The organism is Nocardia abscessus, from assembly GCF_015477775.1.
Taxonomy (GTDB): domain Bacteria; phylum Actinomycetota; class Actinomycetes; order Mycobacteriales; family Mycobacteriaceae; genus Nocardia; species Nocardia abscessus_A.
In genome coordinates this window covers 1-13,097 of the sequence record NZ_JADLQO010000037.1, presented here as the reverse complement: position 1 = coordinate 13,097, position 13,097 = coordinate 1, and the positions used below count along the sequence as shown (strand labels likewise).

Sequence of the window (13,097 nt, the reverse complement as noted above, 5' to 3'; positions counted from 1 at the left end):
TCGTGCCGTGCGCATCCAGAACTGGAAGAGAGGCATCCGGGTCGGAACTATTTTCCACATTCCGCTTGACATCACACGCCCTATCGAGCGGTCATGGAACCGGAAACGGCACCGACCCGGCGGGGAAATCGCCCCGATCGGTGCGCATTCCGTCCCATCGGGACATCACCGAATTCACGAAACCCAATGTTGGAAGGAACCCCCATGTCGAAAAAGAAGAACGCCGCCGTAGCCCCGGAAACGGCCGAACCCGCCCCGGAACGTGGTTCGCGGTCGGGCGTGGTGCCGGTGCTGTCCCGCGACAGCGACAGCGCGTTGTGGGCGGCGCTGCGGGCCCACCCCGACAGCACCACCGCCGCGCTGGCCGACATCGCCGGGATCGGACTGTCCACCGCGCGGCGGTTGCTGGCCCAGTGGGAAACCGCCGGGTGCGCACAGTCACACACCAACCTCGAATCGCCCCGGGCCGCCAAGACCTGGACCCAGGGCGCAGGCGCACCCGCTGCCATCGAACCGGACCCGGCCCCCGCCGCGCCCGCCGACCCGGGCCCGGCCGAACCCGCCGTACCCGAACCGGCGGCCACCGCACCGGCCGAACCGGCGACCCCGGAATCCATCGCGGTCGAACCCACCGCGCCCGAACCGGCCACCCCCACCGAGCAGGCGACCCCGGCCGACCCCGCCCCCGTCACCGCCCCAGAGACGGCGGTAGCTGCCCCCACGGGCGACGATCCCGCCACCCCGGCCCCGGTACCCCCGGCGGCCGACGACGGCGTTGCGGCGGAACCGGAGTCGACGGTGGAACGCCTGCCCGCCGGTGCGCTGCGGGGGCAGGTCGAGGACCACTTGCGCGAAAACCCCGGAAAGGAGTTCACCCCACACCAGATCGGCAAAGCCTTGGCCCGGTCCAGCGGCGCGGTCCACAACGCCCTGGTCACCCTGACCAAGCACGGGACCGCGCGTCAGACCAGCGCGGCCCCAAAGAAGTTCACCCTCGCGTCCTGACAACGGGCGATGCCGGAATCCCCGGAGCGCGTATCTCCGGGGAGTCCGACACCGCCCTCTCAATCTAACCCCTGAGAAAGGTGCAAAACTATGTACTCCACCCCAACCCCCAAGGTCCTCGCCTCGGCTTTGTACCAGGTATACGCCGATTCCAGCCACGCCCCCGACAGCCTCGAGCTGTGGATCGCCATCGCCGACAGGGCCGTGCGGGAGCTGGAAATGCCTGTGCTGGTGTCGCTGGTGCCGTGGGTGCCGATCGCGTTGCGCTACGAGAAGGTGACGACCGATGGCGAGTTCTTCCCGCACACCGGGTCGGTGCGGATCATGACCGGCCCGTTGACCGGCACCCTGTACCGCGACCTCGATACCGCCGCTCGTGAGGTGGTCGTGGCCACCCTGAACGAGCTGATCGACCAGGGCACCACCAGCGACGGCGACGGTGGCGACAGCGGCGATGAGCAGATCGACGCCGCGCCCACGCCGTTGCCGTCGTGGCGGTTCCGCGACAAGGGTGCCCCGCCCGCGTTCACGCCGCGCGCGGTGCCGCCGCTCATCTCCTGACCCGCCTACCCGCTGAAACGGCCGGTGGTGCCGAGCATTCCGCTCGGCACCACGGGCCGTTTTTCTGTGCGCCGTGCCGGACTGCGCGGGCTACTTGCTGCGGTCGATGGCCTGTTCGATCCAGTCGGTCAGCACGGGGGCGGCGGTGTCGTAGACGGTGGCATCGAACGTGGCCGTGTGGCCATCCTGGGCGGCCGGAACGGCGGTGCCCGTGCCGGTGGCGCTACCCGCTGTGCCCGTTCCGGCCGTCGAGGCGGTGTAGGTGTTGGTCAGCGTGGGGAACTGCTGGCCGGTGAACGCGGCGACAGCAGCCGAGACGAGATCGGCGGCGACCGGTGCCAGCCCGGTCAGCGCCAACACCGCCGCCACCGGGTCACCACCGGCGAGGGATTCCACAGCGGTCCAGGCGATCTCCTGGGCGCGGCCGACATCGGCGGCAATGCGGGAAATGTCGAGTCCGGCCAGGACACCGACGATTTCAGCGGCGATCGTCGCGACACCGGTCGTGTCCAGCGGCGCGGCCAGCGCCAGCGCACGCGCCACCAGCCGCAGGTCGAGTCCATCGGCCAGCTCGACCAGCGGGGCGAACTGATTGTTCAGGTCACCCGAGACGCGGTGCACGCCGCGCACGTCCCCGGCGGTGATCAGGCCGGGCAGCTGGGCGAGGTCGGCCACGATCGCGGGCACATTCGCGGTGAAGCTGGCGAGCCCGCGCAGGACGGTGACGACCTGGGCGAGGACCTGGGATGCACTGATCTGCCCGGTCGAGGCCGACCCGATGCCGGTGGCCGGTGTGCTCGTCGTGGTGGCGGGAAGTCTCGTTGTTGTGGTGGGCGAGGCGGTGCTGGTCGGGGCCGTGGTGGAGGTGGCCGAGGTGGCGGCGGCCAGCGCGCGGCTCACCGCGGCGAGGGCTGGAGACCACTCGGCGGTGGTCGAGCAGTAGCTGTCGCCTTCGAGGCAGAGTGTGCGGACCCGGCCGCTCAGCTCGCCGAAGCCCTGAGAGCGTGGCCCGGTGACACCATGCCCGGAGACCGGGGTGCCGAGCTGGGCGGTGGTGGAGTCGCGGCGTGGGTCGGCGACGAGTGCGACGGCGATGACGCGGGAGGCCGGGATGGGGCCTTTGTTGTTGCCGAGGGTGGTGGCGAGGTCGCCGGTGACCCCGGCGCCCTGGCCGTAGCCGGCCAAAACGACTCGGGTTTCCGAGCACAGCCCCGACACCGCCGCGGTGAGGTCGGCTCCGCTCACCGACCCCGCACCGCTGGTGGACGCGGTGAGGGTTCGGACCTCGATGTCGCCGCCATAGCGGGCACTCAACGATTCCCCGAGCTTGGTGAGGATCCCGGGGGTGCTCTGCCCGGTACTGGTGGTGGGCGGTGTCTCGTAGGTGCCCGGTGTCAGCAGCGCGGTCCAGCGCGGGCACTGGATATCGGTGCGGCTGGGTGTGGGTTCTGCGGCGGCGACACCGGCCGTGACGGTGGTCGCGGCGACGGCCGCGCACAGTGCCGCGCGGGCGGTTCGAGAGTTGTTGTGGCGCACAGGGTCCTCCATTCAGGCGTGGTGTTCAGGGGGCGGCGGGTGAGTCGTTGTGGGCGGGTGTGGGCCGGGTGGCGGTGTAGTAGTCGTCGCCTTTCCAGCGGTAGGGCGAGACTTGGACGGGCTCGTTGAAGGTGGGTGCGTGCACCATCTGGCCTGCGCCGAGATAGATCCCGACGTGGTGGACGTCCCCGGCGGTGCTGTAGAAGAGCAGGTCGCCAGGGGCGAGCTGGTCCTCGGATACCGGCGTGCCGGTGTGGACCTGGTCGTAGGTAGTGCGCGGGATCGAGATCCCGGCGGCGCGGTAGGCGGCCTGGGTGAGTCCCGAGCAGTCCCAGCCGCCGTTCACCTCGGGCCCGTTGCCGCCCCACACGTAGGGCAAGCCGAGCTGGGCACAAGCGAAGGAGATCACCTGTGCAGCAGCAGGATTCGGCGGCGAGGCGGTCTGGCAGTCGCCGCCTGAGGTGTCGGTGGCGCGGTAGCGGGCGGCCTGGTCGAGGACCTGGTCGACGTACCAGTCGGCGTGGTTGTAAGCCCAGATCGCGGCGCGCAGGTCATCGGGTGCGCCGGAGTCGCACAGATAGAACGCGGCGGCATGGATGGCGTCGGAGGGGTTGTAGCGCGAGGGCGGGCTGGCGCCGCCGGCGGGCAACGGGTGTCGCGAGACAACGGAGTCGAAGGTGGGAGCGAGGAACTGCATCGGCCCACCGGCGTCGGAGGCGTTCTCGCCCGAGGACACTCCCGGCAGGGTGGAGCGGCCGTGGTCGGTCTCGACCTTGCCGACCGCCGCGAGCACGCTCCAGTCCAGGCCGGGGCAGTCCCCGGCAGCGGCCTGGTAGAGCACGAGCATCTCGGCCGGGATGTCCTGCACCGCTTCGGTGCTCGGGGTCGAGCCGGTGCCGGTCGAGGCTCCCGGGGCGGGTGGGGTGAGCGCCTGGTCGAACACCACGACGGCGCTGACCACGGTCGCGATCACGACCGTGAGGAACACAAACGCGCCGAACCCTGCCCCGAGTGCCTTGACCAGCATCGCTACCTCACCAGTCCTCGATGGCCGGTGGCCGGGGCGGGGGTGGGGCCAGGGCGACTACCCCGGCCAGGGGTGCCCAGGTCGGTTCCGTGTCGAGTTCGCTGTTCGGGGGCGTGCGCATCGGCCAGACATCGGTGAGTCCGTGCAGGTGCTGGCGGCCGGTGTCGGTGTGCAGCGGAAGCCACACCCGCTCGGCCGGGCTCGCGGTGGTGGCGGGTGCGAGGAGATCGGCGGCGGCCGTGGCGACGGGTACCGCTACGGGATCGGGCAGCCGCTCCCACGTCCGGCGCAACGCCGCACGCGCGTTGGCCTCTCGCTCGGTGGTCGGCACCCACAGCAGGACCGGCGTGACGACCCCGGTGGTGCGGGCCAGCTCAGCGAACCCGTGCAGCTTGGCCGCGACCCTCGACAGGGCGGTGGAGCCGAGGTCGTATTCGAGGTAGAAGTCGAGGACGTCCTCGCCGCGGGTGTAGCGGCCGAAGGCGTCGGGGCGGGCGAGGTCACCCCAAAGGCGTTGGCAGCGAGTCTGCGACCACCACCGAGACACCTCCCCGCCGCCGGGCCGGGTGGTGAGAGTGGTGAACCAGTCGGCGACGCCGAGGGCGTGCTTCAGGTGCAGGCTGTGCGCCACCGAGAGCGCGGTCTGATGGGTGTAGCCGAGTTCACGGACCTTGATCCCAGCCTCGCCGGCCAGCACCGAGGCCCCGGCGGGGGCGAGGGTCCAGTGGTAGGGGCGACTGCCCTTGCTACGCCAGGGCCGGAACCGGTCCAAGACGCCGTAGCTGTAGAGGACGGCCAGGCGGCGGCGTGCGAGTTTGGCAGTCGGGAACGCCAGCGCGGCGAGGTGGTCGGTGGTCAGGACGCGGTGTTCGTGGACCATGCGCAGGATCCAGCGGTCGCGCCCGGTCAACCCACCCACGATCGGTCGCGGTTCGCGCGCCCGGTTGGGGCGCGGTGCACGGGTGTCGGCTTGGCGTTCAGGCTTGGAGATGGGGATCATCGGTGCTGCAACCTTTCTCAGGGGTGTCGGGCTAGAGCTGCGGGTTCGGGACGGGACCGGAGGTAGATGGTGCTGTGGTGAGGCGGGCGCGGGCGGCGGCGGCGATCTCGCGGGCACGGCCTGGGATGGGCGGGTCCAGGGGCCGGGTGGTGAGGGTGAAGGGGCGGGCGTTGCGGCCGTCGACCAGCAGGCGTGCGGCGGCGTGGAAGGCGTCCAGATGCGACAGGTCGTGCTCGGACAACCACGGGTCGGTGTGGCGGGCCAGGTCCCGGGCGTCATCGGGCGACACGGCGAAGATGACCTTGTTGCGGGCATTGGCCGAGATGCCGTCGCGCAGTTCGCGAGAGAGCTGGCCGAGATTCTGGTGCGCCAGTAACAGCGACAGGCGCAGCCCTCGGGCCTCGGCGAGCATGTCCTCGATCGGTGTGCTCAGGTTGAGGAAGTTCTGTGCCTCATCGAGCACGAGTGCGGCGTCGGGTCGATCGGCAGAGGGCACCCGGGCCCGCGCGGTTACCGCCTGCCAGGTCCGGGCCACCAGCAGCGACCCGACCAGGCGTGAGGTTTCCTCTCCGAGTGAGCCTTTGGGTAGCCGTGCCAGGCAGATGCCGCCGTTGTCGAGGATGTCAGCGAACTCGACCGTGCTGGGCCCGCCCGCGATGGCCGCGCGGACGAACGGGCGCAACAGGAAGGCCCTCAGCTTGTTCAGCAGGGGGCCGGTGAGTTGGGCGCGGCCGGTGTCGCTGAGCTGCTCGTAGCTGTCCCAGAATCCGCGCAGGACGGGGTCTTTGGCGGTTTGGGTGATCCGGGATCGGAAGGCGGGCTCGGTGAGCAGGCGGGGCAGGTCGGCCAGGGTCGCCGTACCGGGTTGCGCGCAGAGGGTGAGCAGGCTGGCGCGCATGATGTCGTCGGTGCGCGGCCCCCACCACTGATGAAAGATCCGGTGGAAGACGGTAACGAGGTTGTCGACCGCGAGATCCATCCCCGCGCGCCCGATCCGGCCGATATCGAGGGGATTCACACATGGTGGCGGTGCGGGGGAGTCGGCGTCGAACAGCACGACCCGTTCACCCAGGCGCGAGGGCAGCCGTGAGAGGACGTCGGTGACGAGGTCGCCTTTCGGGTCGATGACGATCACCCCGCGCCCGGCCTCGGCGTCGTCGAGGATCGTGCGCGCCAGCAAGGTCGACTTGCCGACACCGGTGGGGCCGAGGATGTGCAGGTGATGACGCGCGTCGCTGACTTTGACCGCTACCGGGCGGCGAGTGCCGGTATCGGCCATGCCCAACGGCTTCGTGAACTCCCCGCCCACAGGGATCTCCGGGGCCGGAGACAAGGCTCGGGCCCCGGCGCGCTGCAGGCCGGGTAGCCCGTCGTCGGTCGGCAAATGCGCGATCGTGGCCAGCTCCGGCACCGACAACACGTCCCCGCGCCCGAGACGCCGCTGCCGGATCAACCACTCGAGGCGCAAGCGGCGGCGACGCCGGTAGTAGTAGTTGTGGTCGGTGCAGGCCCCGAACACCGTGGCGAGAGCGTCGGCGCGCCCGCGTGCCACCGCCCGCGCCTCCGCTGTCGAGTCGGCGTCGTTCGAGACTGGAATCGAGGCCGCGTAGCGGACAACCGTCTCCCAGTGCGCTCCACGGGCTTTGGTTGCTGCGGCGCGGGCGGCGGCGCTGTATTCGAGGGAGGTCTGCCGGTCGGTGGCCCGCCCGCTTCCCACACCACCGGCGGCGGAGTGGGAGGAGCGGGCGCTGCTCGAGCCGGGAGTGAGCAGGTCGAGGGCCTCGCGCAGCAGTCCCGCCGCGACCCCGGCCCGGCTGCTGGTGCTCGCCGCGGAGCGGGTGGCGCGGGCGACGCGGCGGCCGGTGACCGGTCGGGCGAGGATCTGCACGCAGGTGGCTTGGCCAGGGGCGAGGTCGTCGGCGGCGGTGATCAGCTGGCGCACCAGATCACCGGAGTGATCGGTACTCAACGGGAGTCCCTCGCGGCGCCCGAGGCGCAACTCCCCTCCTGCGACGATCCGCCGTGCGCCCTTCGCCGGGGTCGGGAGTGGGGGCCGGGCGGGTTCGAGGGTGTCGGTATGCGCACCGGGCCACGCCGAAGCGATGGCGCGCTCGATGAGTCCGGGTGGGATCGCGCCCGGCACCCAGAGCCGGATCGCGGCTCCTTCCTCGGGGGTGACGGTGTACTCGAACCCCAGATGAGGCTGCCCCAGCAGCGTCCTCGCCCACGCGGGGCGGAGCTGGCCGATCAGGTGTGCCCAGAAGGTGAGTGCGCCTTTGGCGTCGACTTCGGGTGGGGTGAGCACGGTGATCTGGCGAGCACGCGCACTCAGCCGCCCTCGCCGCCACCGGCCCACGAGTCCTACCGCGGCGAGCACGGCCAGGACGGCCGCGACGATGATCAGCCCATCGGTGGAGGCGAAGGTGTGCTGGAACGTCTCGGCGAGGTCGGCCACGGCCCGGCCGGGCGCGAGGAGCGCCCGGCCGAGCCACCCCTGCTCGGGGTCGTGTGCGGTATTCACGCGGCCACCGACCCCGAGCCGGTACCATCGGCGTTCGGCAGAGTCGCCGCGCTGCCGAACAAGAATCGCCCTGCCGCGCGGCGGCGTTCGGTCGCCTCGGTGGCTTCGGGCTTGCGGAGGATGATGACGTCCTCGTGGGCGATGAGGTGCATCGGCAGCCCGGCGGCGCGCTGTTTGACGATGAAGTCGCGCTGGAAGAACGAGCTGCGGGCGATGAGCTGGCCCTCGGTGAGGCGGCCCAGCAATGCCACGCACCGCTCCACCGGGACCAGTCCGGCCAGCTCGCCGCAGGTGTAGAGGTGGGCGGGCAGCGGCACGAGTTCGGCGTGCTGCCGCCACGGCCGCGCGGTGATCACCACATACCCGCCCGGAGCGAGGTATTCGGCGGCCCCGGCCAGGATCTTGGTGAACCCCGAGAGCAGGCGGCCGAGGCCGACGTTGGCGAGGTTGCCTCGGTCGAGAATCTGGCCGTAGCGGTGATTCTTCTTCAGCACCGGCTCGCGCCGATTGGCGCGCACGTGCCCGTGCAAGCTGTCGCCGTAGGGCGGGGAAGTGATGACCAGGCGCGCCTGGCCGCGCAGCTCGGCCGGGATCAGATCGCCCAGCTTGCGGGCATCGCCGTGATAGACGTCTGCGGCGAGATCAATCCCTGCCTCGCGAGCCAGCTCGATGTTGGTGCGCGCCAGCTCCGCCCACCGGCCCTCGTACTCCACCCCGACCGCGCGGCGACCCAGATGCAGGGACTCGACCAGAGTGGTGCCGATCCCGCACATCGGGTCCAGCACGAGGTCCCCGGGCCGGGTGTAGGTGGCGACCGCGTGCTGCACGATGGCGGGGAACATCTTCGCGGGATGGGCGGTGCTGTCGGGGTGATACCGGCCCCGGCGTTGCGCGGTGGGCACGGTCTGCGCCGTGGCCCACACCGACACCGGCGCGGCGGCGGCGGTCTGTGCGGGGGTGCCGGAGTCGATGTCGGTGGTGGCGGCGGTCGGGTCGAGAGTCATCGGAGTGTCCTTCGCGTGAGAGTTCTGTTGGGGCGCAAGGCGTGCGGGCTCAGCCATGGGTGGGCTGGAGGAAGACGAAGACGTCGGTGTGCGCGACGGCGTGACGCGCGGTGCCCGAGGGCGTCGGCTCGGCGGGCGCGGTGATCTGGTGCCCGGAGATCGGGGCGGCGATGATGTGCTGGAGGTAGAGCAGATCGGCGGCCTGCGCGGCGGCCACGACCGATCCGGCCGGGTCGAACAAGGTCCCGGAGTCGCTGTGTCGGCAGCGGGAGAAAACGACCAGCAACCCGCCCATCGCGAGGACTTCGGTCGCGAGCGCCGTGAGGTGCTCGGCGGCGGCGATCGGGTCGAGGTGATCAGCGAGCAGGCTCGCGACGACCAGATCCACCGGCTCGCCCGTCCACGTCCGGCCTGTAGGTGCGTCGAGTCCGTGACGGCCCAGATCGCCGATCGTGGACAGTGCGGCGGCGGTGTCGGGCTCGATGATCCGCAGCGCGCCCCGCTCGGTGGGGGCGGGCCAGCCCAGCAGCATCACCCGCGCGCCTGGCGCGGAGAATTCGGTGATCGTGTGGACCAGAGCCCGGTCGGGCCAGCGGTCGCCAGGGTCGAGAGGTTCGCTTCCGAGCCCCCACAGCGTCGAGGGGATCGCCACGGCGGCGGTGCTGGAACGGGGTCGGCGGGAACTGGCAGGCATTGCGGCCTCCTGTGAGAGAGCGGTGTGTACTCGCTTACTTCCGCCAAAAAGCCGAAATCGGGACACGGCATCCGAAACTTTTTTCTGAGAATTCCGTAAGTGGCGATCGGTCGCTGGAATGCCTTCGGGAACGCATCGGTCGAGAAGTTTTTTCAAGATTTTTCGTGTCGGTTTGCCGCGCCGGATTTGGGCCTATCCGCATCGCATCCGCACCGCACCCGGATTGCACCCAAACCGCACCTAAACCACACCCGTGCGCGGATATCTGCTGGTCGAGGCAGAGGTGAGAGATGTCCGCTGTACAGGTGCAGGCCGGTCCTCCGGCGGTAGCTCTTGGTTCGCCATCTGGACGCGGATGTGTTTTGGATGTGGTTTGGGTGTTTCGCGGGTGTGTTTTGGGGGTGTTTTGGGTGCGTTTCGGATATGAGTGCGAGGTGTCCTTGTGAAGTCGGAAGTTTCGATCGATCAAGGAGATTTGTGGTGACGAATTCACGCGCCGTGAAATATCGGGGATCGGGCGGTATTGCAGGCTTGCCGCTGGCGGTGGTGTGGGCGGGCTTCGACCGGATCGCCGAGCAGACCCTGCCCGCCGGTCCGCGCCCGGCACCGACCTCGCAGGCCACTCCCGTCGCCCCGATGCAGACGTGGGGACAGCTGCGGGAGCGGCTGTGGGATCCGGCGACCCCGATGGCAGAGGTCGACGCGATCTGGGTATGGCTGCTGCAACGAGTCCGCGTCACCGAAGAGGACGCGATGCTGGTGTGCGCCGGGCTGGCCGCTCCGATGCTGTCGCGGACCGCCAGTGAGTACGTGACTGTGAGCGGCACCGCCCGCCACGACGTGGAGTCCGAAATCCTGACTGCGTTCCTGAGCCACCTGTCGCGCATCGGCCTGGACGAGCCGGGAGTCTGGCATCGGCTGCGGTGGGGTGCCTACCGTGCGGTCCTCAAAGCCGCAACCTTCGAGCGAACAGGCGTCATAGCGGTCGGAGACCCCGAAAGTGACCTAGCAGTGTTGGGGGTGCGGGTGCGTGCTCTCGGGGCAGGGCCGGGCCATCCCGAGATGGTCCTGGCCCAAGCAGTAGCGGCCGGGGTGATCTCGGCTGACGCCGCCGAACTCATCGCCGCGTCGCGGTGGGAGGGCCGGTCGCTGACCGCGCTGGCGGCCGAACAGGGTGTGTCGCTGTGGAAGCTGCGCAAGGCCCGGCCCCGTGCCGAGCGTGCGCTGCTGGCGTGGCTGTCAGATCGTGCCCGAGACATCGACCACGAGCGCACAAGCACGGTCGAAGCCGAGGCGGTCACCGTCCTCGCGCCGCGCCGGTCACCGCGGCGAGGTCGCCGGCCGAACCCACCCACAGCGGTCCCGACGCAGTCGAGCATCGAGCACGGGCAGGTCGCGGCATGAACACCAACCAGGGACATCTCAACCAGGCGACGCCACGGTCGGCTCGGCGCGGGCGGCGTTGGCTGCGGGTGCTCGCGGTCGCGGCCACGAGCGCGGGTTTGCTGCTGATCACCGGATCTGCTTCGGCGGCACCACCGCACGCCGATGTGCTGGCCATCGCCTCGTCGTTGGGGGAGGTGATCGACAACGCCCGCAACTGGTTGGTGGGCATCCTGGCCGGGCTGGCGACATTGTTCTTGACCATCGCCGGAGCCCGCTATCTGCTCGGCGGCGGTGACCCCAGCGAGATCGAGAAGGCCAAAACCGCCTTCCGCGCCGCGTGCCTGGGATACGCGCTGGCGATGCTGGCACCGGTCGTTGTCGCCGTGCTCGAGTCCATCATCGGAGCCTGACCGTGATCACCTCGGCCCAGGCACCCCCGGCACCCGCCCGGTTCTCACCTGTCGCGCGCATCGCTGCCGCCAGCGCAGCGGCGGTGCTCGCCGCGGTCCTGATCGCGCTCACCAGTTCCGCCGGGGCCGCCGCCCAACCCGCCACCCCGACACCGGCCCCGCCGGTGACCACCGCACCGGCCGCACCCGCCCCGGCAACCACTTCCCCGACCACGACAACCCCGCGCCGGTGGGTGACACCGCCCTCGACCACCGTCCCGACACCGGCCCCGTCGACAACGACTGCGCCCGGCACGACAACGGCACCGGCACCCGGATCCGGTTCGGGTTCGGGTTCGGGGGCGGCGGAGTGCGGGGTCACCAACATCAATGGTTGTGTGGAGAACGCGGTCGACGGGTTCTTCCGGCGCATCGTGGAGACCTCGCTCAACCCGCTCCTCGAGCTGCTGTCGCAAACCCTGCTCACCACACCCGAACCCGGGCAGATACCCGAGATCGGCACTTTGTGGAATCAGTCCTGGCAGATCGTGGTCGCGCTCTACGTCCTGGTCGTGATGGCCGCCGGGGCGTTGTTGATGATGCGCGAGAGCGTCCAAACCCAGTGGTCGATCCGTGAACTCGCACCCCGCTTGGTGATCGGCTTCGCGGCCGGGGGATTGAGCATGATGATCGCCACCGCTGGAATCGGTTTCGCCAACGCCCTCGCCGGTGCGCTGGCCGGAGACGGCGTCGACTCCGGCTCCGCCGCCGATGCGCTGACCGAGCTGGCGGTCACCAGTGACCAGTCCCGTGGCGTGTTCATCCTGCTCCAGTTGGCGTTGTCGGTGATGCTGTTGGTGCTGCTCATCTCCTACGTCGTGCGGGTCACCATCACGATCCTGCTCATCGTGGGCGCGCCCCTGGCGTTGATGTGTCATGGACTGCCGGGCCTCGACGGTGTTGCCCGCTGGTGGTGGCGCTCCTTCGCCGCATGCTTGGCGATCCAGGTCGTGCAATCGCTGACGTTGGTGACCGTCCTGCGGGTGCTGCTCACCCCCGGCGGCTGGCATCTGTTCGGCCCGGACGCCAACGAGATCGCCGACTTAACTGTCGCTTTGGCGTTGATGTTCGTGTTGATCAAGACCCCGATGTGGTTGTTGTCGGTGCTCGAGATCGGGCAAGGCCGCAGCTTTCTCGGGTCGATCGTGCGCGGGTTCATCGCCTACAAGACCCTCGGCATGCTCAAAGGAGCCACCTCGAGCAGTGCCCGCTCCGCCGCGTCGGGGGGATCGGCACGGCGACTTCCGCACCCTGCCCGCGCCCCACGAGCACCTCGCACCGCCGCCAGCAATGGGCTGCCCGATCCGTACGCGCGGGTGCGCTCGACACGGGACGGGCAGCTCATGCTGCCCCTGGACGCAGTCCGCCGGGTCGCCCGGCAACCCAGCCCGGCACCGGCCGAGGCGACCGTCACCCCACCGCCACATCCCACCCGGTCGGCGAGGGGACGCCAACTCGCCTTCGACTTCCGTGAGCCCGACCCGTACCGGGGCATCCGCGCCGGGGCCGGGGGACAGTACCCGCTCCCGATCCCAGTGCGCCGGATCCGCACATCACCACCGGCCCCCGAACCACCGCCGCAGCGTCCCGGTCGCCGCGCAACACCGCAACAGCTCGCCTTCGACTTCACCGAGCCCACCCCGGCCGACCCGTACGCGCGTCTTCGCCCGACGCGCAGCGGCCAGTACCCGCTGCCGTTCACCGTCACCCGGGCCAAACCCGTTGCACCGCCACCGAACCCACCACAACCACCCGCACCGGCGCGTCCGGCAGGGCGGCAGCTGCACCTGCCCATGCCCGATCTGCCCGTGCGCCGCCGCGCGCCCCGCGCCCCGAGAGGAGGCACCCTCCAGTGAGCACCATCGTGCGCATCCCGATGGGCGTTTCATACTGCACCTCCTGCGGTTATTGGGG

At 70.3% G+C, this 13,097-nt stretch carries 12 protein-coding genes; 5 read left to right on the top strand and 7 right to left on the bottom strand.

Annotation, left to right across the window (positions count from 1 at the left end):
• Positions 1 to 204: 204 nt before the first annotated feature.
• Together IU450_RS38860 and IU450_RS38855 are read left to right on the top strand one after the other, a co-directional pair.
• Positions 205 to 1,005, top strand: coding sequence for a hypothetical protein (locus tag IU450_RS38860; protein WP_195154712.1), 801 nt, complete (start codon positions 205 to 207; stop codon positions 1,003 to 1,005).
• A 90-nt stretch (positions 1,006 to 1,095) separates the two neighbouring features.
• Positions 1,096 to 1,566 (top strand): hypothetical protein, encoded by a 471-nt coding sequence (locus IU450_RS38855; RefSeq protein ID WP_195154711.1) that lies wholly within the window; start codon positions 1,096 to 1,098, stop codon positions 1,564 to 1,566.
• A gap of 90 nt (positions 1,567 to 1,656) precedes the next feature.
• Here the strand turns inward: IU450_RS38855 and IU450_RS38850 are convergent, their stop codons facing one another.
• From IU450_RS38850 to IU450_RS38825, 6 genes are read right to left on the bottom strand one after another with little or no spacing between them, the layout of a single operon-like run.
• Positions 1,657 to 3,114: a cutinase family protein gene (locus IU450_RS38850; protein WP_195154710.1), complete on the bottom strand. Its 1,458-nt coding sequence runs from the start codon at positions 3,112 to 3,114 to the stop codon at positions 1,657 to 1,659.
• A gap of 13 nt (positions 3,115 to 3,127) precedes the next feature.
• On the bottom strand, positions 3,128 to 4,129 hold the full coding sequence (locus IU450_RS38845; protein WP_195154709.1) for an NlpC/P60 family protein: 1,002 nt from the start codon (positions 4,127 to 4,129) through the stop codon (positions 3,128 to 3,130).
• 7 nt (positions 4,130 to 4,136) lie between these two features.
• A complete protein-coding gene (locus IU450_RS38840) occupies positions 4,137 to 5,129 on the bottom strand; it encodes a replication-relaxation family protein (protein ID WP_195154708.1) in 993 nt (330 codons plus the stop codon).
• 31 nt (positions 5,130 to 5,160) lie between these two features.
• On the bottom strand, positions 5,161 to 7,650 hold the full coding sequence (locus IU450_RS41180; RefSeq protein WP_195154707.1) for a type IV secretory system conjugative DNA transfer family protein: 2,490 nt from the start codon (positions 7,648 to 7,650) through the stop codon (positions 5,161 to 5,163).
• Positions 7,647 to 8,654: a TRM11 family SAM-dependent methyltransferase gene (locus IU450_RS38830; RefSeq protein WP_195154706.1), complete on the bottom strand. Its 1,008-nt coding sequence runs from the start codon at positions 8,652 to 8,654 to the stop codon at positions 7,647 to 7,649. The genes IU450_RS41180 and IU450_RS38830 overlap by 4 nt, the downstream gene beginning before the upstream one ends.
• Before the next feature lie 49 nt (positions 8,655 to 8,703).
• Positions 8,704 to 9,348, bottom strand: coding sequence for a hypothetical protein (locus IU450_RS38825; protein ID WP_195154705.1), 645 nt, complete (start codon positions 9,346 to 9,348; stop codon positions 8,704 to 8,706).
• 480 nt (positions 9,349 to 9,828) lie between these two features.
• Here IU450_RS38825 and IU450_RS38820 point away from each other — a divergent pair, with 480 nt between their 5' ends.
• Together IU450_RS38820 and IU450_RS38815 are read left to right on the top strand one after the other, a co-directional pair.
• Positions 9,829 to 10,752 (top strand): hypothetical protein, encoded by a 924-nt coding sequence (locus tag IU450_RS38820; protein WP_195154704.1) that lies wholly within the window; start codon positions 9,829 to 9,831, stop codon positions 10,750 to 10,752.
• Entirely contained in the window at positions 10,749 to 11,144 is a 396-nt protein-coding gene (locus IU450_RS38815; RefSeq protein WP_228835739.1) for a pilin, read from the top strand. Before IU450_RS38820 ends, IU450_RS38815 begins: the two co-directional genes overlap by 4 nt.
• On the opposite strand, the gene IU450_RS38810 is transcribed toward IU450_RS38815, so the two are convergent.
• Positions 11,131 to 11,505: a hypothetical protein gene (locus IU450_RS38810; RefSeq protein ID WP_195154703.1), complete on the bottom strand. Its 375-nt coding sequence runs from the start codon at positions 11,503 to 11,505 to the stop codon at positions 11,131 to 11,133. The two genes, IU450_RS38815 and IU450_RS38810, sit on opposite strands and share 14 nt — an antisense overlap.
• 16 nt (positions 11,506 to 11,521) lie before the next feature.
• Between IU450_RS38810 and IU450_RS38805 the strand changes: the two genes are divergently transcribed.
• On the top strand, positions 11,522 to 13,039 hold the full coding sequence (locus IU450_RS38805) for a conjugal transfer protein TrbL family protein (protein WP_195154702.1): 1,518 nt from the start codon (positions 11,522 to 11,524) through the stop codon (positions 13,037 to 13,039).
• The last annotated feature ends 58 nt before the right edge of the window (positions 13,040 to 13,097 follow it).